This is a genomic window from Embleya sp. NPDC056575 (assembly GCF_042793325.1).
Classification (GTDB): Bacteria; Actinomycetota; Actinomycetes; order Streptomycetales; family Streptomycetaceae; genus Embleya.
Window position 1 is genome coordinate 1 of the sequence record NZ_JBHTVA010000080.1, and the last position, 23,081, is coordinate 23,081.

Consider the following 23,081-nt stretch of genomic DNA (forward strand, 5'->3'; position numbering starts at 1 on the left):
GACCGGGCGGGCGCGGCCCTCGCCGCCGAGCCCCGCGGCGCCGCCCCCCCGCGCCCCCCCCCCCCCCCCGCACCCCCCCGCGGGGGCGCGGCGGGGTCCGTACCCCCTCCCCCACCCCGCGAGAGAGTTGCATGCCCGTGAATCTCGCTCTCACCACCACCGATCCGCAGGGCCGGCGCTCCGATCACCTGCTGGACGTGCCCGATGCGGCGACCGTCGCCGACCTCGGGTCGGTGCTGGGCGCCGCCGATCTGTTCCTGGGTGATCGGCGGCTCAATCCCGACGCGCGCGTGGGCGCGAGCGGCATCCGCGCCGGCGCGGTGATCGGTCTCGGCGCTCCCGCGCCGACCGCGACCGCGACCCGGGCGTGGCGACCGCCCGGGTCCGATCCGGTCCTGGTCACCGTGCGGCACGTCTCGGGCCCCGGCGCGGGCCGGGTGTGGCGGCTCGGCCCCGGCCGGCACGAGGTCGGCACCGATCGGGCGTGCGCGTTGCGCCTGGACGGCGGCGGCGCCCCCGCACAGGGCACCTGGATCACGGTCGGCACGGACGGCTCCCTCACCGTCGCCCTCCCGGACGACGCCGACGAGGGCGACTGCGGCCTGCGCAGCCTCACCCCGCCGCCGCCCGTCGACCCGATCACCGGCACGCCGCTCTCCACCGAGGAGCCCGCCGGCACGCAGGAGGGCGGGCCCGGCGGCCACTCGACCGAGCCCCCGCCCACGGGTCCGGACGGACAACCCGTACAGCCGCCGCTGCCGCCCGTCGGCCGACTGCCGGCACTCGACGACGGCTCGCTGCCCTGGCCGACCTACGCCGACCTGTCCCTCGGCGAGCACCTGCTGCGCCCGGGCCCGCCGGAGGAACCCGAGGCCGCGGTACGCCCGGCCCCGGACGGCCTCGGCATCGAGTACAACCGGCCGCCGCGCATCGCGCCGCACCTGGACGCCGAGTCGATCCGCATGATGGGTCCGCCGACGGACAACAGCAAACGCCCGTTCCCGTTCCTGATGATGATCGCCCCGCTCCTGATGGGCCTGGCGATGATGTTCCTGTTCCGAAGCCTGTTCTTCGTCATCTTCGTGTTCTTCACGCCGCTGATGGCGGTCGGCAACTGGATCTCCGGCAAGCGCACGGGTCGCCGGGACTACCAGGAGGCGAAGCGGGTCTATCGCATCCGCCGGTCGGCCCTCGAAGCCGAGATGCGCCGCGCGACCGTCGAGGAACGCGGGCTGCGCAACTCGACGTTCCCGGATCCGGCGGCGTTGCTGCTGACCGCGACCGGCCCGGGCCTGGCCCTGTGGCAGCGCCGGCGGCGCGACTCCGACCACCTGACCATCCGACTGGGCACACTCACCCGCGCGTCCCTGAAGAGCATCGACGACCAGGCGCGGGAGAACCACTACCGCAACGTCAACTGGCGGATCGCGGACGTGCCGTTCGGGGTCGAGATGACCGCCTTCGGGGTGGTCGGGATCGGCGCCTCCGGGGAGTTGCCGCGCCGGATCGCGAGTTGGGCGGTGATCCAGACCGCCGTCCTGCACAGCCCGCGCGACGTGCGCGTCGTCGTGCTGACCGAGGACGAACACGCCGACGCCTGGCAGTGGGTCCGATGGCTGCCGCACCTGCGTCCCGGCCGCCCCGGCGCCGCGGTGGTGGCCCTCGGCACCGATCCGGAGAGCACCGCACACCGGGTCAACGAGTTGATCGCCGACGTGCAGACCCGCATGGACTCCTCGCAGTCGGCGCTCGGCCCGACCCTGCAACGCGAGCCCGACGTGCTGGTGATCCTGGACGGCGCCCGCCGCCTGCGCGATGTGCCGGGCATGATCGACGTGTTGACGAACGGCCCGGCCGTGCGCGTGTTCAGCCTGTGCCTGGAGGAGCGCGAACACCTGCTGCCGGAGGAGTGCACGGCGGTGGTGACCGCGAACGGCGGCCGACTCGACCTGAAGGCGTCACACGTGCCGGAGGTGAAGGGCATCCGGGCCGACCTGGTCGACCCCGCCTGGTGCGAGGAGGTCGCGCGCGCCCTCGCGCCGGTGCTCGACGTCACGGTGGAGAGCGATTCCGGACTGCCCGCCCAGGTCGCGCTGTTGCCGCTGATCGGCCAGGAACCGCCGGACGCCGAGGTGCTGCTCCGGGCCTGGGCGCGCCGCCCGGCGTCCACCACGTTCGTCCTGGGCAGCGGGTACGAGGGCGTGTTGCGCCTGGACCTGGTCCGCGACGGCCCGCACGGCCTGATCGGCGGCACCACCGGATCGGGCAAGTCGGAACTCCTGCAGACGATGATCGCGTCGTTGGCCGCGGTCAACCGGCCGGACGAGTTGACCTTCGTGCTGGTCGACTACAAGGGCGGCAGCGCGTTCCGCGAATGCGCCGAACTCCCGCACACCCTCGGCATGATCACCGACCTCGACGGCCACCTCGTCAAACGCGCGCTGGCCTCCCTCGACGCCGAACTCCGCCGCCGCGAGACGGTCCTGAACGAGGTCGAGGCCAAGGACCACACCGAGTACCGGATCAAGCGCGCGCGTGATCCGCGCCTGGCGCCGCTGCCTCGACTGCTCTTGGTGATCGACGAGTTCGCCACCCTGGTCCGCGAACTGCCGGACTTCGTGCCCGGTTTGATCAGCCTCGCCCAGCGCGGCCGCTCGCTGGGCCTGCATCTGCTGCTGGCCACCCAGCGGCCCGGCGGCTCGGTCAGCAACGAGATCAAGGCCAACACCAACCTGCGCATGGCGCTGCGGGTGACCGACCGCTCGGAGAGCCAGGACATCATCGACGGCATCGAGGCCGCCGGCATCTCGCCGAACAACCCGGGACGGGCCCTGGTCCGCCGCGGCGAGGGCCCGCCCACGCCGTTCCAGACCGCGTTCGTCGGCGCGGAACGCCCCGGCGCGGTGCCGACTTCGGTCACCAAGGCCGCCGCGTCCCGGCCGGTGCGCGGCATCCGGCTCGGCTGGCAGCGCCTGGGCCGCCCGCTCGACTTCTCCGAAGCCGAAGCCGACGTCGAGAACGACATGGACACGGGTCCCGAGGCGCACTTCGGCCCGCACGACGACCCGACGACCGGGCAGTCCGAGGAGTTGCCGACGGACCTGCGCGCCCTGGTGGACGCGCTGTGCGAAGCCGCCGACCGACTGCCCGACTTCCGGCCGCAGCCCAGCCCCTGGCTGCCGCCGATGGACGACCGCATGCGGCTGGACGAGTTGCCCGCCATCCCGGAACCGGCGCCCGGCGCACTGCCGATGGTCCCCTACGCCCTGCTCGACATCCCGCAGTTGCAGGCCCGGCGGCTGGCCGCGATCGACTTCGCGTCCTTCGGCCACCTGTACGTCATCGGCGCACCGCGCTCCGGCCGCACCCAGGTGCTGCGCACCATCGCGGGCGCGGCGGCGCTCACCATCCCGTGCTCCGATCTGCACATCTACGCGATCGACGCGGCCGGCGGGGGCCTGAGCGTGTTGGAGGCGCTGCCGCACTGCGGCGCGGTCGTCTCGCGCCACGACGCGGAGCGCATGGAGCGGCTGATCAACCGGCTGACCGCCGAACTGACGCTTCGGCAGCGGCTGATCGCCCGGCACGACTGCGCGGACGTCACCGAACTCCGGGGCAGGGTGGGCAAGGATCAACGACCCGCGCACCTGGTGCTCATGGTGGACGGCTGGGACGCGCTGAGCACCATGCTCGACGACTACGACGGCGGCCGGTTGTACGCCGACGTCGTGCGGCTCCTGCGCGAGGGCCAGGGTGCCGGGATCCATGTGATCGCCACGTCGGAGCGGCTGTTGCTCGGCGGGCGCCTGGCCGCGCACAACGACCATCGGCTGCTGCTGCGCCAGACCGACCCGGGCGACTACACGCTCATCGGGATGCCCCGCAACAGCATCCCGGCGGCGGTGGCGCCGGGGCGGGGTTGGCTCGCGCCGGGGGCGATCGAGGCGCAGATCGCGTTGTTGCCGTCGATCGCGGAGGCGCCGGTGGCGGCGGCCGTCGACGGGGAGGACCCGTCGGCGAACGACCAGAGCGATCAGGCCGAGGCGATGCGGGAGTTGGGTCGGCGGGCGACCGTTCGCGACAGCACGGTGCCGGACGTACGGCGTCCGTTCCGGGTCAACGAGATGCCGACGCTGATCGGTTTCCAGGAGGCGCACGACCGGATGCCGCGGTCGCTGCGCAAGCCGTTCCACGCGCTGCTGGGTGTGGGCGGCGACGCGGTGGCTCCGTTGACCTACGACTTCGCGGACGGCGGCGGGTCGTTCATGGTCGCCGGGCCGCCGCGCAGCGGGCGCACCACGGCACTGGCCGCGATGTGTGTGTCGCTGCTGATGGGCGGCACCCGGTTGGTCGTTCTCACCCCGCGCGACTCGCAGTTGCGCAAGTTGTCCGCGCACGGCCTGGCGCAGGTGCTCGCCGACCCCGATCCGGAGCCGGAGGCGCTGGTGGAGGCGTTGACCTCGGTGCGCGAGCATCCGGTGGTGGTCGTGGTGGACGACGCCGATCTGATGCTGGCCTGCGCCGCCGACTCGGTGTTGCGCCGGATCGCGACGTCGGGCCGGGACCACGGTCAGGGGCTGTTGTTGGCCGGGTTGGCCGAGTCGATGAGTTCGCTGGGCTGGGTCGGCATGGCCCGGCGTTCGCGGCGCGGCCTGCTGCTCGGGCCCAAGACGCTCGGCGAGGCGGACCTGATCGGGGCCCGGCTGTCCGCCGAGCAGGTGCGCACGCCGCTCGGGCCGGGCCGGGGCTGGACCGCGGGCGACTCGGGCGCGGCGATCGCGGTCCAGGTGCCGCTGACGGTCCTGGACGGCTGACCGGCGGCGCCGGGGCCCGTCGGCACTCTCCCGTCCACTGGGGACTCGCGGGACGTGCCGACCGGCCCCGGCGCGGCGCCCCACCCGAAGCGGGGCCGGCCGGCGACTACTTGTGCGCCGCCGCTTCCGCCTTCATCTTCGCGATGGCGGCGTTGATGTCGCCCATCAGCTTGGTGTCGGAGCTGCTCAGCGAGTCGGCGATGTCGGTGAAGTTCTTGGCGTAGGCCTGGATGTTGCCCGCCGAGTTCTTCATCTGCGTGCTGAAGGTGTTGTAAGCCTCCTGCAGGGCGGGGCTGGCCTTCTCGAACACCAGGCCGTCGTGGAGCAGGGTGGCGACCTGGTGCTCCAGGTCGCCGAGCTCCTTGGAGATGTCGGTCAGCTTGGCGCCCATCCGGGTGGCGGCGCTGCGGATCTCGTCGTAATCGACCTTGATGTCGGCCATCGGGTCCTCCGAGGGGTTCGGGTGTCGGGTGGGGACGTGCGGGCGGGCCGCTACTGGGAGGAGTTGACCTTGTCGGCGATGTCCTTGTCCATGTCCTGGACCGACTGCATGATCTGCCGGAACTGCTGCGCGTAGCCCTTGATGCTTTCCGTCGCGGCCTGGAGCGCCGTGCTGAACTTCTCGTACTGCGCCTGGAGCGCGGGACTGGCCTTGACGAGCACGAGGTTGGTGGTCAGCACGTTGTCGACCTCGGTCTTGGCCTCCTTCATCCGGGGCACGAGCGTGTGCTCGACGCTGTTGTCCAGGAGGTTGGACACCCGGGTGATCTCGGAGTAGGTGAGTTTGATGTTGGCGCCCATGGTGGGTCTCCTCGGGAACGATTCGGGGTGGGTCGTCACGAACGACGGTGCGGCGGGCGTCAGTTGATCTTGCCTCCGGGCGGCGGCTTCTGCACGCCCCCGCCCTTTTCGGTACCGTCCCGGCCGGCGTCCTCGTCGGCGTACTTGGGATCGCGCTTCCACTCGCCCTTGGGTCCGTCGCGAATGTAGTGCTCGGTCGTCTTCCCGGAGTGGCTGATCATGGTGCCACTGCCGTCCTTGTTGATGGTGAAGTCCGACGTGCTGGTGGTGCCGTCGCTCAACGTGGTGGTGATCGAGTAGTCGCGGACGTCGATCCGGCCCGGCTTTCCGTCCTTGCCCGCGCCCGGTACGTCGTCGACCCATTCCGGGGGACCCTTGTACGTGGTGGTCGTCTCGTAGGTCTGCCCCTGCGGATTGGTGATCTTCGACGTCTCCTTGACGATGTTGTTGTCCTTGTCCAACTCGACACTCACGTCGATCTTGCCGTGCTCGTCCTCGTAGTGGTGCGAAGTCGGCGGCTTGTCACTGGGCTTGGGGGGCTCGTCGCCGGGTTTGGGGGGTGCGCTGTCCTCGCCCTTGGCGATCCAGGCGGCACACCACGCGGGCGCCTCCGGATCGTGGCATACGTGTCGGATGCTCTCGTTCGGGTGATCGCGGAAGTACTGGGTGGCGCCGATCGAGGCCAGGTAGTCGTCCCATTTGGCCTTGTCCGCGAGCCACTTGTCGTGCGCGGCCTTGGTGTTGCGCCATTGGTCGATGCCCAGGCCGGTGGTGATCAGTCCCGCCGAGCCGGAGATCCTGGAGTCCTGGTCGAAGAAGAGGTCGGATACCGCCTTGAAGCTGTCGGCGAGCTTGTTCAGCCCCTCCTTGGCCTTGGCGGTACGGGACTTGGAGTGGTGATAGAAGCTGTTGAACGAGGTCGACAGGCCGGAGGTGCCCAGGGCCGCGCGGCGCTCGGCGGCGCCGGCCTCGCCCAGCTCGCGAAACGCCCCACCGGAGCCCGAATCGGCCTGCTTGGCGAGTTCCCTGAGCTTGGTATTGATCTCGTGCAGGTTGGTGTAGTCGATGGCGAAATCCGCCATTCGGCCCTCCTGTTCCTTGCCCGACTCGCGTGGTGCGGGCTCGCGCCGCGAACCGCTCCCATTTCTGTACGCGCCGCAACCATCGTGGGTTCAACCGAGATTGTCGCGAGGAACAATGAACCCGGCGAACCGATGGCGCGTACAAAAGAGCGCCGTGGTTGCACGAATCGAGCGAGAGAGGCGCTTCGATGGCTCGTCCCGGGGACTGGAGTGCGCTCGGCCTCGACAACGATCCGACTCCCGGCGACGCCGACCGGATCGACCGTGTGATCGCCGCGGAACTGGCGTTCGTCGAGCTGGCCAAGACCATCGACAGCGGTCTGACCGAGGTCAAGAACACCTCCAGCGTGATCTTCGTCGGCAAGACGGCCGAGGCGCTGCGCGGTGTCATCGACGGGAATCTGCGCAACTACATCTCCACGTTCAAGAAGGCCCACGAGGACGTACGCACCGCGCTGACCGCCTACGTCGGCGTGATGCGTCACGAGCAACACCGCGCGGACACCGCGTTGTCCGCCGCCGCCGCGCTGTCCGAGGACGACAAGGAGGGGCGGGCCGCACACAAGACCACCGCGGAGGACGCCAAGTCGATCCTGTCCACCGCGGCCGACACCGCAGCGCGCAAGATCATGGCCGCCGGCCAGTCCATCGCCTCCCCCGTGGACGAGTGCGAGGAGTTCTGGAAGGCGCTCGGCTGGATCGCGATGATCCTGGCCATTCCCGCGATCTTCATCGGCGGCCCGCTCGCGCTGCTCAGCATCGCCCTCAACGTCGCGCTCCTGATCAAGACGGCGATCGACTTCGCGCACGGCAAGGCGAGCGTCACCCAGCTCGTGCTGGGCATCCTGGGCATGATCGCGCCCACGACCAAGGGCCTGCACCTGGGTCAGCTGTGGAGCGGCATCAAGGGCATCGGCGGACGCGGTATCACCGGTACCAAGAACTTCTTCGGCGGCGGCGCCAACTCGTTCGGCCTGTTCGGCCGGGTCGGGTTGGGCATCGACGACGCGGTGGCCGCGGCGGGCGCGTGGATCAGGGGCGGCGCACAGGGACTGAAACTGGGTCCTCTCCTGACCATGGGGCCCGGTTTCGCGAAACTGGGCGGCGGCCTCAAGTTCTTCCCCCTCGCCGCCGAACTCACCGTGATCAACCTGGCCGGCGCCAAGACGTTCTTCGGACTGCGCGCGGTGGCGACCACGCTCAACACGTTCAAGAATCTGGGCACCTCCATCGCGCACGGCCTGAGCGGCTTCAAGGGACTGCGGCTGTTCCTGCCGGTGGCGGCCGACGAGATGCCCAACGGCCTGGGACTGGCCTTCCGGATCGGCTTCATCGACCGCGGCATGTTCGGCATGTACCGCTACGGCGCCTTCATCGACGGCAAGTTCATCGGCGCGGGTTCCAAAATCTCCGCCGGCGCCAACGCCGGGTTCAACGCGTTCGGGCACGGCGGCGATCTGATCAAGCTGCCCAACATGCACCTGGGCTCGTTCGACTCGGTGCACTCGGGCCCGCTCGGCGGCGCGTTCGACATGCCGCCGCTGTCCACGAAGTTCGCCAACGGCTTCGGTCACTTCGACGTGATCAACCTGCCGTCGCTGAACACGTTCGGCACCGGCTTCCACGTCGGCAACCTCCCCGGCCCGGGCACCTTCATCAACGACCTGGGCGGACTGAACGCGCTCACCCACCTTCCCGGAGTCGGCGCCAGGATCGCCGACATCCCCTCGTTCTCGTTCACCGGGTTGGGCCTGACCCACCTCACCGGCAACTTCTCCGTCCCGCAGGGGATCACCGCCCTCGGCGCCACCGGCGTCCACGCGCTGCCGCCCGCGCTCGGCCACATCAGCGTCCCGAACCTGGACACCGTCGGCGCCGGGGTGGCCGGCAAGATCCAACTCGGCCTGCCCGGATCGAGCGCGCTGGTGCACGACCTGCCCACGCCCGGAACGAACACGCACACCGGGCTCGACGGCCTCGGCACCGTCGCCCTCCCGCAGCCGGGCCACGTCGCCATGCCGGACGTCACCACGCCGGCCCTGCCGAACGTCAACGTCTCCGGAGTCGGCGCCCTCCCGCTCACCTCGCACATCCAGACGCCGAACGTCGGCGCGATGCCGAACACCGGCCACGTCACGGTCCCCTCGGTGACCGGCGTCGGCGCCCTCGGACACGTCGCGACGCCCAATGTCGGCGGCCTGCCCGTGATCGCCCAGCCGGCGACCGCCCACACCGGCGCGCCGATCCACGTGGCCGACGTGAACTCGCCCCACCTCGGCGGTCTGCGTACCGGCGCCGACGGCGAGACCTCACTGGTGGGGCCCGGCGCGAGCGGGGTCGAGGTCAAGGGAGTCCAGGGCCTGGGCGGCACCGGCACGCACATCGACCTCAACGGCAGCCGGGTGGTCCTCGGCGGCCCGGCGTCGGGGCCGGTGGTCCACACCACGCCGGGCGGCCTGCCGGGTGTCCCGACCGTGTCCGGCGGCCTCACCGGCGGCGCGCACTTCGTCCCGGCGAACGGGGCGACCCACGACCTCAATGTGTTCATGATGCGGGGCGCGAGCTACGACTTCGCGCACACGTTCCGCACGATCCCCGGCCTGAACGGCATCGAGGTACGGGTCCTGCCGAGCACGCAGGCCGGCCGTACCGTCGACATCCACATCGATCCCGGCGGTCGCACCGACATCTCGGCGAACCACATCACCGTCGGCGACCGGGAAGTGTTGCGGATCGAACGCGACCTCGGGGACGGCGGCACCCAACGCTGGGACTACGAGCTGAGCGCGGCGAACAACCATCGCCTCCTCGACGACCAGATCATCGACACCCACGTCACCGGCCCCGTCCCCGGGCAGGCCGTCGAGCTGACCACCCTGCCCACCCCCCGCCTCCCGCACGTCACCACCACCGGGTCCACCGTGCCGGCCGTCGCCGGCCCCGGGCAGCGTGTCGTCGACATCCCTGGGCTGTCCGGCACGCGCCTGGAGTACCGCGTCGGCGACGGCGGCGGCATCGAGGGCATCCGGATCACCGGCGGCGCGGACGCGGCGCACCTGACCCCCTCGCGCGTGACCGGCCCGGCCGGGAACGACATCGTGCGGGTCGAGCGGCAGGTCGTGGCGAACGTCGAGGTGCGCCGCTGGGACTTCGACGTGTCGGGCGAGAGCGGGCGGCTCGACCGCATCGAGCGGCGCATCACCCTCACCGGCGGCGAACACGGCGACACCCTGGTCGCGATCCATGTCGATCCGGACAACCGCACCCTCGGGGTCACCCACTTCGACGACGAAGGCGACATCCTGAACGCGGGCGGGCCGCCCGTGCGGTTCAACGACGCGGGCATCGTCGTACCCGCACCCGGCGGCTTCCGGCTCTACGACCCGGCGACCGGTACCCCGTCGGGCACCGGCCTGCGCCTGATCGGCTCCAACGGCCACCCCCTGGCGCTGCACGTACTGACCCCGGACGGCGGCGGCGCGCGCGCCCTCGTCGGCCCCGACGCCGCCCGGACACTCGGCGTCGTCACCGTGCCGGAACACGCGGGCGGCATGCTCCACGTCGTCCCGACCGGCACCGGTCCGACCGTGCGGGTCTTCGGCGCCGACGGCCGCTTCTCGCACAACTCGCTGCCGCTGACCGGCATCGACCGCCTGGGCCTGGCCGGCGGCCACATCCGCTCGCCGCACGTGGACACGCCCCTGATCGCCCACGCCGACGGCCGGCCCGTTCCCGACACGAACGTCATCCGCCAGATCGGCAACGAGTTCCGGATCGAGCACCCCGGCGGCCGGTTCCACGTCGACGCCGGCGGCGCCCGCGCCCACGACGTGGTGACCCTCACCACCCCCGGCGGCGGCGCCGGGACGGGCCTGCACGTGTTCACCCCGGTCGGCGGCCCCGACCGGCTGCCGCACCTGCGCGCCGATGACGGCACGCCGTCCACGACCGCGCACGTGGGCACCGTCGACAACACGTTCCACGTCACCGGCACGAGCGGGCAGCCCCACGTGGTGCGGGTGTACACCCCCGGAGGGGCGTTCTCGCACGACGCGCTGCCGCTGACCGGCGGCGGCGCGCCCGGCGGCTTCATCCGACTGCCCGACGCCGCCGGCGAAGCGCCGCGACTGGTGCACGGCGACGGCCGGATCGTGCCGGGCGCCACCGTCACCCCCCAACACGGCGGCGGATACCTGGTGGATCACCCCGGTGGCAAGATCGTCGTGAACAACGTCGGTGCGCACACCCACAACACGCTCACGCTGACCGGCGGTCCCGCGGCCGGACGGTTCGTGCACACCCCGGTGGGCACCCCCGACGTCCCCGTACCGCACCCGAGCGACCAAAGCGGCCTACCCGACACGAACCTCACCGTCACCCGCGCCGGCGACGAGTGGCGCCTCACCGACCCCGACGGGTCGTTCACCGCGCACGGTCTCGACGGCGCGCACCGCTACGACGCGACCCACCTGAGCGGCGGCCCGTTCGACGGCCGGTTCGTGCGCGTCGAACGCGGCACAGACACGCTCGTCGACGGGCACCTCGCCGCCGTCCCCGACGCACACGTCGTACGCCAACCGGGGATCATCACCGAGGGGTTCGTGCGGCAGGGGGCGACGACGGGCGGCGGATTCCGGATCGGCGACGGCACCGGCCACGTCGTCGTGGACATGCGCGGCGCACACCGCTACGACGTGGTCGGCCTGCGCGGGGCCGACGGCGCCGCGACACACGAGTTCGTCTTCACCCCGGCCCCGGTCGCCGGGGCGGCGGCGCCCGGCCCGCTGCCCGTGCTCAAGGGCGCCGATGGCCACAACCTCGGATTCTCGGTGGTCGCCCGCCCCGACGGCACACTCCGGGTCATCCACGGGGACACCGGCATGGTCCGGGGGTTCTCCGCCACCGGCGCGTTCGAGTTCCAGGTGTTGCGCCTGACCGGCGTGGACGGCGTCGACCTGTCGCAACTCGTCCGGGTACACCCCGGCGGGGCGCACACCCTGGTCGACGACACGCTCGCCGACATCGCGAACACCACCGTGCACATCCGCCCCGGCGGCGGGTTCCGGGTCGGCGGCGCCGACGGCGAGTTCCGTCTGTTCGGCCCGAACGGCCGCCTCGACTTCCACGTGACCACGCGCCCGGTGACCGAGGAAGGCGGCATCACCGTGTTCCGGGTGGACGACGGCGCGGGGGTCCACCGGTTCGACATGATCGGGCTGTCCGACGCCCGCATCGGCGACCCCCTGCACACCCGGTTCCTCAGCACCACACCGGGCGATCTGCGGGTCCTGAGCGGCCATCTCGACCACCTCCCGGGCCTGCGCGCGACCCCGGAGCCCGGCGGCGGATACCGGATCGGCGGTGTCGGCACGCGCGCCGGCGAGTTCCAGCGGTTCGACCCGGGCGGGCGCCTGGAGTTCCAGCGCATCGACATCGTCGGCGCCCGGGGCGGCATCGACCCGAACCGGCACTTCGAGGTCACGTATCCGGCGGGCGGCGGCGAGGCCACGTGGTCGCTGATACGCACCGACGCCCACGGCATCCGTGTCCCCACGCCGGGCCGACCGAAGTGGTTCGAAGGCGGCGTGGTGGACACGAAGGGGGCGGACGCCGGCCACGTGCACCTGATCAGCCACCTCAAGGTCACCGTGTTCGAACGTCGTGTCCTGCCCGAGGGCGGCATCCTCGACGCCCACCACTCGTCCGCCTCGCTGGGCACGTTCAGTCTGGTCAATCAGCGGGGTCGGTGGGCCGAGTTCGACATCGACGGCAACCTCGTGCACGACGGCACCCGGCACTGGGGCGAGAGCACCCGCAGCTGGTTCGACGTCAAGAGCGTGTTCGGCTTCGACGTGCGGATCCGGCACTTCCAGCTCAGCGCGGACGGCGGGCACGTGCTGGCCGATCTGCGCCATCTGCCGGCGACCCAGGGGTTCGCCGCCGACACCAGGTGGGTGCGCTTCGACGCCGACTTCCGGGCCATCGCGTCCGGCGACCGGCACTGGGACTCCGGCCTCGGGCGCGGCTGGACCGACACCATGCACCACCCGATCACCAACGAGATCGTCACCGCCCAGAAGAAGTTCGGCCGCTTCCAATTCGGCCTGCACGACGTGCGCCGCTACCACCAGCTCGAACTGGGACCGGACGGTGTCCCCTCACGCGACTGGGTCTCCCGGCACGCCGACGGCAACGTCAACGGGCTCGGCAAGACGCTGCACAACGGCGACTTCCTCAAGTTCGAACGTTTCGCCGAGCAGCGACCCCCCGTGTTCTTCCGCAACATGTTCAGCGGCGAGTTCCGCGCCGCCGACCTCACCCGGCACCCGTGGCTGGCCCAGGACAACCGGCTGCGCGTGGGCACCTGGAAGCAGGAGCCGGCCGGCGGCGGTCCGGAAGGACACGGCGTACAGTTCATCAGCAACAACAAGACGGTCATCGACGTCGCGCACACCGGCGACATCGTCCGCGAGGTGCGCCCCCTGCACAACGGCGACACCCTCACCGTCGGCGACGTGCGGCTGCCCGACGTCGCCGGAGCGCAGGTGGCTCACCGCCCCGGCTACCTGCCGTGGACCGAGGGCGCCGACGGCCTGCACGGCCACCGCACCTTCCACGAGGGCGACTTCGCCGTCACCCCGGGCACGGGTGATCGGCAGATCACCTGGCAGGACCGGATCACCGACGACGTGGAGGACGGCGACTGGTACTCCCCCGGCACCAAGGAGTGGCGGGTGGTGCGCACCGGCCTGTCCGACGGCACGTTCATCGACTACCGGCCAAGGCCCGCCGGCGGCGCCGGAGGCGCGGGAGCCAACACCCGCGGCCTGATCGACGCGCACGCCGGGAACTGGATCCGGTACGACCACCACGGCGTAGTCGTCGCCCGCATGGACGCCTTCCCCACGCCCGACGGGGTGGGACGCGTCGACATCATCGGCACCATGGGACGCAACTCGCGCGAGTTCCGGTGGCACGACGCGCTCGACCCCACCATCGGCGGCAAGCGCGTCACCGCGTTCGAACGGCAGATCACGCCGTGGCACTTCGACCGCGAATCGTTCCAGGACTTCGACGCGAACGGCAACCTCATCCGCGAACACCGACAACTCGGCGAGGGCCTGAGCGTCCAGGGTTGGCGCGGTGTCGACGCCGCGGGCAACGAGGTCTGGCACTGGAACAAGCTGGACGCGAACAACAACGTGATGAACTTCGGCGACGGTGTCGGCGATCGTGTCCGGCACTGGTTCGACCGCAACGGCAACCCGCTCCCCGGCTGGGAGAAGGGCGCCCGCTGGTCCGACCGGATCACCAGCCTGGACCACCAGGTCGTCCAGGAGATCCCGGCGCGCAAAACCACCAACTTCTTCCGGGACTTCTTCACCGACAGCCCGTTCCGGGTCCGCGACTTCCGCCCCACCCCCGAGACGCGGTTCAACCGGCACCTGTGGCAGGAGTCCGACCAGGGCATCATCGCGCAGACGAAAATCAAACTCGCGGACGACACGTTCCTGGAGATCAACAACTTCAACAAGCACGCGCGGCGCTACGACATCGACGGCATCACCGTGATCAACGAGCGCACGATCCCCGGCTACATCCAGGAGTTCGACGCCGACGGCGCCGCCATCATCGGTCGCGAGACCCACTTCACCGGCCTCGCCAACGAATACCGCGCCCTGAACCGCACCTACCGCGAACCCAACCGATGGGGCTACGGGCCGTCCAAGGACGGCGAGGTGGTGCCGGAGCCCTTCATGCTTCGGGCCATCCAATCCGTCGGCATCGACATGACCCACGAGTTCCTGCTCGACTTCACCGTGAACCTCGTGGTGCTCTCCATGGTCCGGGTGCTCTCCGGCGGCGGGCTGAGCATGGTCGACGTCGGCCGCGCCGCGTTCGGCGCCGCGTTGAGCTCGATGACCAAGGGCACCGTCGCCGCCGCGCACCTGGCGGCCAACCGGGGCGGCTGGAAGGTGTACTGGTCGAACATCGACTACGGGCAGCCGGGGAGTTGGCGGCCCAACGACGACAGTAACAACACCGAGTGGGGAGCGAACGAGCGCCCGGTGCGCTGGCGCGGCGGCACCTACGAGTTCACCCTGGGCCTGGGCACCGGCTCGGTGGCCGGGTTCGTCAGCGGCGCGGCACAGTCCGCGATCTTCGGGGTCCGCGGCGCCGACGGCGCGATCATCAAACTCACCGGCGGCGACGCCGCGTTGGCGGGTCTGGCCTCCTCGGTCGGCGGGGTCCTCGGCACCGTCTCCGTGGGCGCGCTACGGGCGCTGATCCAGCACTCGATGGGCAGCCGGTGGATCCACCGCCAGGGACCGATGGACATCTTCGTGATCGGCGGGCTGGGCAAGATGGTCGAGAAACTCTTCGGCCTGCTGGTGATCAGCCCCGCGACCGTACGTTGGATCGGCCATGTACCGGACGGGACGTCGTCCGACAACCTCCTGCCGGGATCGGGAACGGGTAGCGGATGAGCACTACGGCAATCCACGTCGACCCCGGGGGCCGCCGGAACCGGCGCACCATCGGGGCCGCGCTCGCCGCCGCGCCCGCGGGCGCCGAGATCGTGATCGCCCCCGGCGAGTATCCGGAGGCGCTGCGCCTGGAGCGGCGGGTGGTGCTGCGCGCGGAGCACGGCGCGGGCACGGTCGTACTCCGCGCGCCCGGCGGCGTCGCGCTGACCGCGGCCGCTCCCGACTGCGTGGTCCGCGGCCTCGTGTTGCGCGGCGCCGACCCGGCGGAGCCGGTGGTGCGGGTGGAGGACGCGGCGGGCCTGACCCTGGAGGGATGCGAACTCGACCGGGGCCGGGTGGAGGTGGTCGGCTCGACGAGCACGGCCGGCGCCGCGCACAACGCCGCACTCGGGTTCGCCGACACCCTGGAGGCCGACCTCGGCGATCCGACCGGCGGCGGTGTCCTGGTGATCCGCCGCGGCCGGCTGCGCGGGGCCCGGCACGGCGCGCTGGTCCTGGCGGGTGATGCCCGGGCCCGCGTCGAGGACACGCTCGTGGAGACGATCGACGGCATCGGCGTGGCACTGTCGGACCACGCGGTGCTGATCGCCGACCGGTTGCGGATACGCGACACCTCCGGCTCGGCGCTGCGGGTACGCGGCGACGCCCGGCTGTTCGCCCTGGACAGCACGCTGGACCGCGCCGGACGCAACGGCGCCCTGGTCGAGGACCGCGGCGAACTGCGCATGCTCGACTGCCGGATCCGCGCGGCGGGTCGCAGCGGCGTGCAGGCCGAACACGAGGCCCGCGTACACCTGAACGACTGCCGGATCACCGACGCCAAGGCCAGCGCGATCGCCACCGGCGGCGCGGCGCACCTGAGCGCGGACGGCTGCCGGATCGAGGCCCCGGCCGGCAACGGCGTCGTCGCGCTCGGCGTCTCCGAGGTGACGATGACCGCGTCGCTGGTCACCCGCTCCGGGTTCACCGCGGTCCATCTCGGCGAGAACTCCCGGGCCCGCGTCGGCGGTTGCCGACTCGACCGCAGCGACGAACACGGCCTCGCGGTGGTCGCGGGCGCCGAGGCGCAGATCGCCGACCTCACCGTCACCGACGCCGGCATGTGCGGGGTGCATGTGGCCGACGCGGCCGGGTTGACCATGGTCGCCTCCCGGATCGAGGGCGGCGAGACGGGCATTCGGCTGCGCTCGGCCACCGAATCCGAACTGCGCGAGTGTGTGGTGAGCCGATCCCGCCGCACCGGCGTGGAGATCGGGGCGGACGCGGTCGCCACGCTGTACGCGACCCGGATCGCCGAGAGCGGCAGCGCCGGGGTCAGCGTCGAGTCCGGTGCCCGGCTGCGCATGGACGGCGGCGGCATCTTCGCCGTCGCCGGCAGCGGATTGGTGCTCGGGCGCGACACGACTCCGACGGTGCGCGGCATCCGGGTGGACGGGACGGGTAAGAACGGCATCCTGTTCGGCGACGGTGCGGGCGGCCTGATCGAACACAGCGACCTTTCGGCGTGCGCCTACCCCGCGCTGCACATCGGCCGCGACGCCGAGCCGAGGTTCGTCGGCTGCCGGATCTTCGACTGCGCGCGCGACGTCGGCCACTCCGACGGCGCCCGCCCGGTGTTCGAGGACTGCGTGTCCGTCCGGGTCGAGGCCTCGACCCTGCCCGACTCGTCGCCGGGCACCCCCGGCGCGCCGCCCCGGCCCACGAAACCGGCCCCGGTCGGCGGGGTCGCCCCGGTCGGCGCGAGCCCCGCCCCCGTCGCGCCGGCGGTGGTCGACCTGGCCGAACTCGGCGAGGCACCGCCACCGCCGGAGACCCTGGACGACCTGCTCGCCGAACTGGACGAACTCGTCGGCCTCGGCGGCGTCAAGCGCGACGTCGGCGGCATGGTCAAGCTGATGCAGACGGTGCGCATGCGCCAGGAGGCCGGACTGCCCGCGCCGCCGCTCAGCCGGCACCTGGTCTTCGCGGGCAACCCCGGCACCGGCAAGACCACCATCGCGCGCCTGTACGGCCGGCTGCTCAAGGCCCTCGGGCTGCTGGAGCGCGGTCACCTCGTCGAGGTCGACCGCAGCGCCCTGGTCGGCGAATACGTCGGACACACCGGCCCCAAGACGACCGAGTCGTTCAATCGGGCCCGGGGCGGCGTGTTGTTCATCGACGAGGCGTACGCCCTCGTGCCCGCCGGCGTGGCGAACGACTTCGGCGGCGAGGCCGTCGCGACCCTCGTCAAACTCATGGAGGACCACCGTGACGAGGTCGTGGTGATCGTCGCCGGATACCCGGACGAGATGGAGCGGTTCATCGCGTCGAACCCGGGTCTGTCCTCCCGCTTCACCCGCAGCCTGCTGTTCGACGACTACTCGGCCGGCGACCTGGTACGCATCGTCGAACACCACGCGGGCCGGCACCGCTACGAACTCAGCACCGCCGCGCGCAAGGCGCTCGGCGAGCTGTTCACCGCGATGCCGCGCGGCGCGCAGTTCGGCAACGGCCGTACCGCGCGGCAGGTGTTCCAGCAGATGACGGAACGTCAGGCCATGCGGATGGCCGATCTCGACGCTCCGGACGCGCAGCAGTTGATGGTCCTGGACGACATGGACCTGCCGCGATTGGTGGGCTCCGATTGACCGGGATTCGTCGGCCGAACCCGGGGCCGACGCATGGTTTGTGGCCGATGGCCGTGGCTGATGGAGGAGTAGTTCGTGTCCGCACCCAATGAACCCAACACCCCTGCCCCGCCGGACGGTTCGTCTGCGTCCTCGGCCGCCGGGACCGCACCGTCGTTCGCGCGCGCGTACGCCCGCCGGCCGCCCCGTCCCGCGCGCGGCCTCCTGCCCGGGCGGCGGGTATGGATCTCCCTCGCCTCCGCCGCCGGCATCGTCACCGTCAGCACGCTGGCGGTGACGCTGGCCCAGAGCAGCGCGAGCGGCGACACCGCGACCCACCACCGCACGGTCTCGGCCGCGGGCGCCAAGTCCGGCGCGCCGGGCAAGGGCGGCGCACCCGGGGCGAACGGAGCCGACGGCCTGCCGGGATCGCCCGGCGCGCCCGGGGCACCGGGAGCCCCCGGCGCGGTCGGGTTGCCGGGCGCGAACGGTCTGCCGGGAGCCGACGGCTCGCCGGGCGCACCGGGCGCACCCGGCGAGGCCGGCGCCGCGGCGACGACCCCGCCCGCCGCCGATCCGCCGCCCACGACACGGCGCCCCGCCGCACCGCCCGCGCCCAAGCAGACGCCGGCCAAGCAGGAACCGCGGAGCGAGGCGCCCAAACCCATGGTCGGCGGCCCGGGGCCGGCGATGCCACCGGCGAAGCCCAACGCCCCCGGCAGCCCCCTGCGCAACCCGGCCTCCGGGAAGTGCCTGAGCGGCTCGGCGGGTTCCGACGGCACGCCCCTGATCCTGTGGTCGTGCAACGGCGACGTGAACCAGATGTGGGACATCCGCTCCGACGGCACCATCCGCACCAAGGGCCTGTGCATGGACGCGGCCTGGGGCGGCACCGCGTCCGGCACCGTCGTACAACTCGCCTACTGCAGCGGCAATCCCGCCCAGCAGTTCGCGCTGCGCAACAACACCCTCTACACGAAGACCGCCAACATGTGCGCCGACATCTGGAACAACAACTCCGGCGACGGCGCGGCGATCCGCCTCTACGCCTGCCACGGCACCTGGAACCAGGCCTGGACACGCTGACCCTCGCCCGGCCGAGACCGCCCCGCGGGTAACCCGATCACGCCACCGCCGCACCGGTGACATCCGCGCCGGCACCCATGTCGCGGCAGGGTGCCGGCGCACCCCCGGGGGACGCGGGTCGGCTGATGACCGTCGTGACGCGACACCCGGTTCGGCGTTGACGGTTCGCCGACGCGACGTTCGCTTCCGGCCGGCGGCGCGCCCGGTCAGTAGTCGACGCGGTCGGGTTTGGCCAGCCACGCGTCGAACGGCGCGGTGCGGTTGGGCAGTTCCAACCGCTCGACCCGCGTCGGCCACATCGACCTCGGCTTCTTCTCGAACAGGTCGTAGAACTTGCGGTCGTCGAATCCGGCCACCGCGGCGTCGTGCCGGTCGGCGCAGTAGACGATCCGGTCCACGCGCGCCCACAGCGCGGAGGACAGGCACATCGGACACGGTTCGCACGAGGTGATCAGGACACAGCCGTCGAGCGAGAAGGTGCGCAACTCCCGGCAGGCGGCCCGTATCGCGCTCACCTCGGCGTGCGCGGTCGGGTCCAGCGTCGCGGTGACCCGGTTGTGCCCGATCGCGATCACCTTGTCGGCCTTGGCGACGAGCGCGCCGAACGGACCGCCCCCGCCGCTCACGCTGGTGGTGGCGAGCCTGATCACCTCGTCCATCCAGGCGCGTTCGCGCTCTCGGGCGGGCGTTTCCGGGGCATACGCGGTCACGGTGACTCCATTCGTGGGTGCGGAAAATCGAGGTGCGCTCATGTGCCTTGGTGTGCCTGGACGCGCCTGTTCGGCGCGGTCGTCACGGCGCGATGCGGCAGATGTGTTCCGGGCCGACCGGGGTGTGCGTCAGGTTCAGCCCCGTCGCGTCGCGGATCGCGTTGACGATCGCCGGGGTGGCGGAAATCGTCGGCGGCTCACCGACACCGCGCACCCCGTACGGCGCGTTCGGGTCGGCCCGCTCGATCACGTCCACCGTCATCGGCGGCATGTCCACGATGGTCGGGATCAGGTAGTCGGTGAACGACGGGTTGCGCACCCGGCCGTCCCGCACCAGGATCTCCTCCATCACGGCGAGCCCGAGGCCCTGTGCGGAGCCGCCGTGGATCTGCCCGACGACGGCGTCCGGGTTGACCGCCCTGCCCACGTCCTGCGCGCAGTCCAGGCGCACGACCTTGACCAGGCCCAGCTCGGTGTCCACGTCCACCACCGCCCGGTGTGCGGAGAAGGCGTGTTGCACGTGCACCCGAGGGCTCTGCCCGCTCACCGGGTCCATCGCCCACGTCGGCCGGTGGTGGAACTCCCGGGTCTGCTCGATCGTGTCGTCGCCGAGCACGTCGACCAGATCGGCGAGCACGCCGGTGGTCGCGGAGACGACCTTGCCGCCGCTCAGCGACAGCTCGGCGGGGTCCTCGCCGAACCGCCGGGCGACACGCGCGAGAAGCACCTCGCGCACCGCCCGACACGCGTCACGGACCGCACCGCCGGTGATGTAGGTCTGGCGGGACGCCGAACTCGACCCCGCGTCGCCGACGTCGGTGTCGTTGGGGTGGATGTTCACCCGCTCCACGCCGAGTTCGCTGCGCGCGATCTGCTGCTGCACGGTGACCAGGCCCTGGCCGACCTCGGCCGCCGCGGTGTGCACCATCGCGATCGGGGCGCCGCCGACGACCTCCAGCCGTACCCGCGCCGTGGAGTAGTCGTCGGCCCCCTCCGCGTAGGAGATGTTCTTGACGATCACGCTGTAGCCGACGCCGCGCACGACGCCCTCGCCGTGCGTGGTGTTGGATCCGCCGCCCGGCAACTCCCGTACGTCCACCGGACCGTCGCGGTGCTCCGGCGGCAGGGGCAGCCGTTCCAGGCGTTCCAACAACTCGGCGACCGGGGCCGGGTAGTCCAGTACCTGCCCGGTGGGCATGGTCGAGCCCTCGGCGATCGCGTTGATCCGGCGCAGCCGCACCGGGTCCATGCCCAACGCCTTCGCGAGCTTGTCCATCTGCGACTCGTAGGCGAAGGCGGGCTGTACCGCGCCGAGGCCGCGCATCGCGCCGCACGGCGGGTTGTTGGTGTACAGCCCCCACCCCTCGATCACGACGTTGGGCACCTCGTACGGCCCGACGCCGAGCGAGGTGGCGTTGCTCACCACGACCGGGGTCTTGGAGGCGTACGCGCCGCCGTCGAAGTACATCCGCGCCTTGACGTAGACGAGCCTGCCGTCCCTGGTCGCGCCGTGCTCGTAGTACATCTTCGCCGGGTGCCGGTGCACGTGGCCGAAGAAGGACTCCTCGCGGTTGTAGACCATCTTCACCGGGCGGCCGGTGCGCAGCGCCAACATGCAGCAGTGGATCTGCATGGACAGGTCCTCGCGGCCCCCGAAGGCGCCGCCGACCCCGGACATGGTGAACCGCACCTTCTCCAACGGGAGTCCGAGCGCCCGCGCGGTCTGCCGCTGGTCCACGTGCAGCCACTGCGTGGCCAGGAACAGGTCGACGCCGCCGTCCCCGTCCGGGACGGCCAGGCCGGATTCGGGCCCGAGGAAGGCTTGATCCTGCATGCCCACGGTGTACACGTCCGACACCACGACGTCGGCCCGGGCGTTCGGGTCGCCCCGGGTGATCGGCTGGTGTCGCACCACGTTGCCGCCGGGGTGCAGGCTGGGCAACGTGTCGTCGTGCGCGGCCCGTTCGGGATCGGTGACCGGTTCGAGCACCTCGTAGTCGACCACGATCTTCTCCAGCGCGCGCCGCGCCGTCTCCGGGTGGTCGGCCGCCACCAGCGCGATCGGCTCGCCCTGGTGGCGCACGACGTCCTCGGCGAGCGCCGGCGTGTCGGCGACCTTGAGGCCGTAGACGTTCTCGCCGGGCACGTCCTCGTGGGTCAGCACCGCGTACACGCCCGGATGCGCGAGGGCCGGGCCGATGTCGATCGAGACGATCCGCGCATAGGGGTGCGGGCTGCGCAGCGTGGCGCCCCACAGCATGTCCTCCGCCCACAGATCGGAGGAGTAGGCGAACTCCCCGCGCACCTTGAGCGTGCCGTCCGGCCGCGGCGGGCTGTCGCCGATCCCGCCGGTGATCATCTCGTCGAGGTCCTGCGGGCTGCGCGCGGGCGAGGTCGGCACGACCATCGGGGAGCCTCCACTGTCCGGATACCTGTGTGAGGAGTACACAGCACCTGTGGCGGGCCCGGTCAGCGGTCGAAGACCCGAAATCGCCCGGGGGCCGGGACCGGATCTCCGTAGACTCCTACAAGAGCGCGTCCATGTCGTCGCCGCATGTCACACCTTTCGCCACCGTGCCATGGCGAACGAGAACGCCCCGAACAACATCAGCCCGACCGCGACCACCCCGAGCAGCGGCGGACCCGCCGCCGTGTCGGCGAAGGTGCGCAGCGTGTCGTCGAGGCCCTTGGCCCGGTCCGGGTCGTACTTGGCCGCCGCGACCAGGACGAACACCCCGGCCGCGGTGAACACGGCGCCGCGGCTGACCCCGCCGGCGACGCCGAGCGTGTCGACCACCCGCTCGGTGCGGGTGGACATGCGCCCGAGTTCGAGGTGGTCGCGATACTTGCGCAGCAGCGCCCGTACGGCGATCCAGACGCCGGCGCCGACCACCACGAGCCCCGCCGCGGCCACCAGCCAGCGGCCGGCGGGCAGATCCAGCGCCTCGGCGGTGGCGCCCTTGGACTGCTTGTCGGAGCCCCCCTCCTCGGAGCCGCCCGTGCCGCCGGAGCCGTCCTCGCGCCCGGCGGCCAGCGCGATCACCGAAGCGGCGACGAACGCGTAGAACCCGAATCGGGCCAGCGACGCCAGCCGCGTGGAGGCGTCGCGCCCACCGGGCCCCGCCGCGCCGAACACCGCCTCGGACAGCCGCCACAACGCCATGCAGGCCAGGCCGATCCCCAGTGCCCACACCAGGAAGCCGCCGAACGGCTGCCCGGCCAGCTCCTGCACCGCCCCGCCCCGATCGGCCTGCCGGCCGGAATCGCCGACGGCGATCCGCAGGGCCAGGACGCCGACCAGGAGGTACACCACACCACGCGCCACGAATCCCGCGCGCCCTGCTGCGGCCACCGCGGTACCGCCCGCCGTGGAACGCCCCACGGCGGTGTTTCGTAGTCCGGTCGTCGTTGTCCTCATCGCGAAGAGACCCTTTCGTGTCCGTCTCCTCGCGCCTGCCCCGAGGTCGGCGTTCGATGCCGACCGGTCGCCGAC

At 71.8% G+C, this 23,081-nt stretch carries 10 protein-coding genes; 4 read left to right on the forward strand and 6 right to left on the reverse strand.

The window, feature by feature from the left end:
- The first annotated feature begins 131 nt into the window (after nucleotides 1-131).
- Nucleotides 132-4,814 carry an FtsK/SpoIIIE domain-containing protein gene (locus ACFRCG_RS40610; protein ID WP_380041035.1) on the forward strand — a complete coding sequence of 1,561 codons (4,683 nt, stop codon included), beginning with the start codon at nucleotides 132-134 and terminating at the stop codon, nucleotides 4,812-4,814.
- 106 nt (nucleotides 4,815-4,920) lie between these two features.
- Here the strand turns inward: ACFRCG_RS40610 and ACFRCG_RS40615 are convergent, their stop codons facing one another.
- From ACFRCG_RS40615 to ACFRCG_RS40625, 3 genes are read right to left on the reverse strand one after another with little or no spacing between them, the layout of a single operon-like run.
- A complete protein-coding gene (locus tag ACFRCG_RS40615) occupies nucleotides 4,921-5,256 on the reverse strand; it encodes a WXG100 family type VII secretion target (protein ID WP_380041037.1) in 336 nt (111 codons plus the stop codon).
- A gap of 50 nt (nucleotides 5,257-5,306) precedes the next feature.
- Nucleotides 5,307-5,615: a hypothetical protein gene (locus tag ACFRCG_RS40620; RefSeq protein WP_078982172.1), complete on the reverse strand. Its 309-nt coding sequence runs from the start codon at nucleotides 5,613-5,615 to the stop codon at nucleotides 5,307-5,309.
- Nucleotides 5,616-5,674: 59 nt separating this feature from the next.
- Nucleotides 5,675-6,697, reverse strand: coding sequence for a serine/arginine repetitive matrix protein 2 (locus tag ACFRCG_RS40625; RefSeq protein ID WP_380041039.1), 1,023 nt, complete (start codon nucleotides 6,695-6,697; stop codon nucleotides 5,675-5,677).
- Nucleotides 6,698-6,885: 188 nt separating this feature from the next.
- Here ACFRCG_RS40625 and ACFRCG_RS40630 point away from each other — a divergent pair, with 188 nt between their 5' ends.
- The 3 genes from ACFRCG_RS40630 to ACFRCG_RS40640 all read left to right on the forward strand — a co-directional run bounded on the left by ACFRCG_RS40630 (nucleotide 6,886) and on the right by ACFRCG_RS40640 (nucleotide 18,878).
- Nucleotides 6,886-15,186 carry a hypothetical protein gene (locus ACFRCG_RS40630; protein ID WP_380041041.1) on the forward strand — a complete coding sequence of 2,767 codons (8,301 nt, stop codon included), beginning with the start codon at nucleotides 6,886-6,888 and terminating at the stop codon, nucleotides 15,184-15,186.
- Entirely contained in the window at nucleotides 15,183-17,813 is a 2,631-nt protein-coding gene (locus ACFRCG_RS40635) for a right-handed parallel beta-helix repeat-containing protein (RefSeq protein WP_380041043.1), read from the forward strand. Before ACFRCG_RS40630 ends, ACFRCG_RS40635 begins: the two co-directional genes overlap by 4 nt.
- Nucleotides 17,814-17,888: 75 nt before the next feature.
- Nucleotides 17,889-18,878: a ricin-type beta-trefoil lectin domain protein gene (locus ACFRCG_RS40640; protein ID WP_380041045.1), complete on the forward strand. Its 990-nt coding sequence runs from the start codon at nucleotides 17,889-17,891 to the stop codon at nucleotides 18,876-18,878.
- Between the two features lie 206 nt (nucleotides 18,879-19,084).
- Here the strand turns inward: ACFRCG_RS40640 and ACFRCG_RS40645 are convergent, their stop codons facing one another.
- From ACFRCG_RS40645 to ACFRCG_RS40655, 3 genes are all read right to left on the reverse strand, one after another.
- The gene (locus ACFRCG_RS40645) at nucleotides 19,085-19,630 is read right to left on the reverse strand and encodes a nucleoside deaminase (protein WP_380041047.1); all 546 of its coding nucleotides are present in this window, start codon (nucleotides 19,628-19,630) and stop codon (nucleotides 19,085-19,087) included.
- A 40-nt stretch (nucleotides 19,631-19,670) separates the two neighbouring features.
- Entirely contained in the window at nucleotides 19,671-21,995 is a 2,325-nt protein-coding gene (gene pucD / locus ACFRCG_RS40650; protein WP_380041049.1) for a xanthine dehydrogenase subunit D, read from the reverse strand.
- A gap of 150 nt (nucleotides 21,996-22,145) precedes the next feature.
- A complete protein-coding gene (locus ACFRCG_RS40655) occupies nucleotides 22,146-23,006 on the reverse strand; it encodes a DUF1206 domain-containing protein (protein WP_380041051.1) in 861 nt (286 codons plus the stop codon).
- Nucleotides 23,007-23,081: the final 75 nt, after the last annotated feature.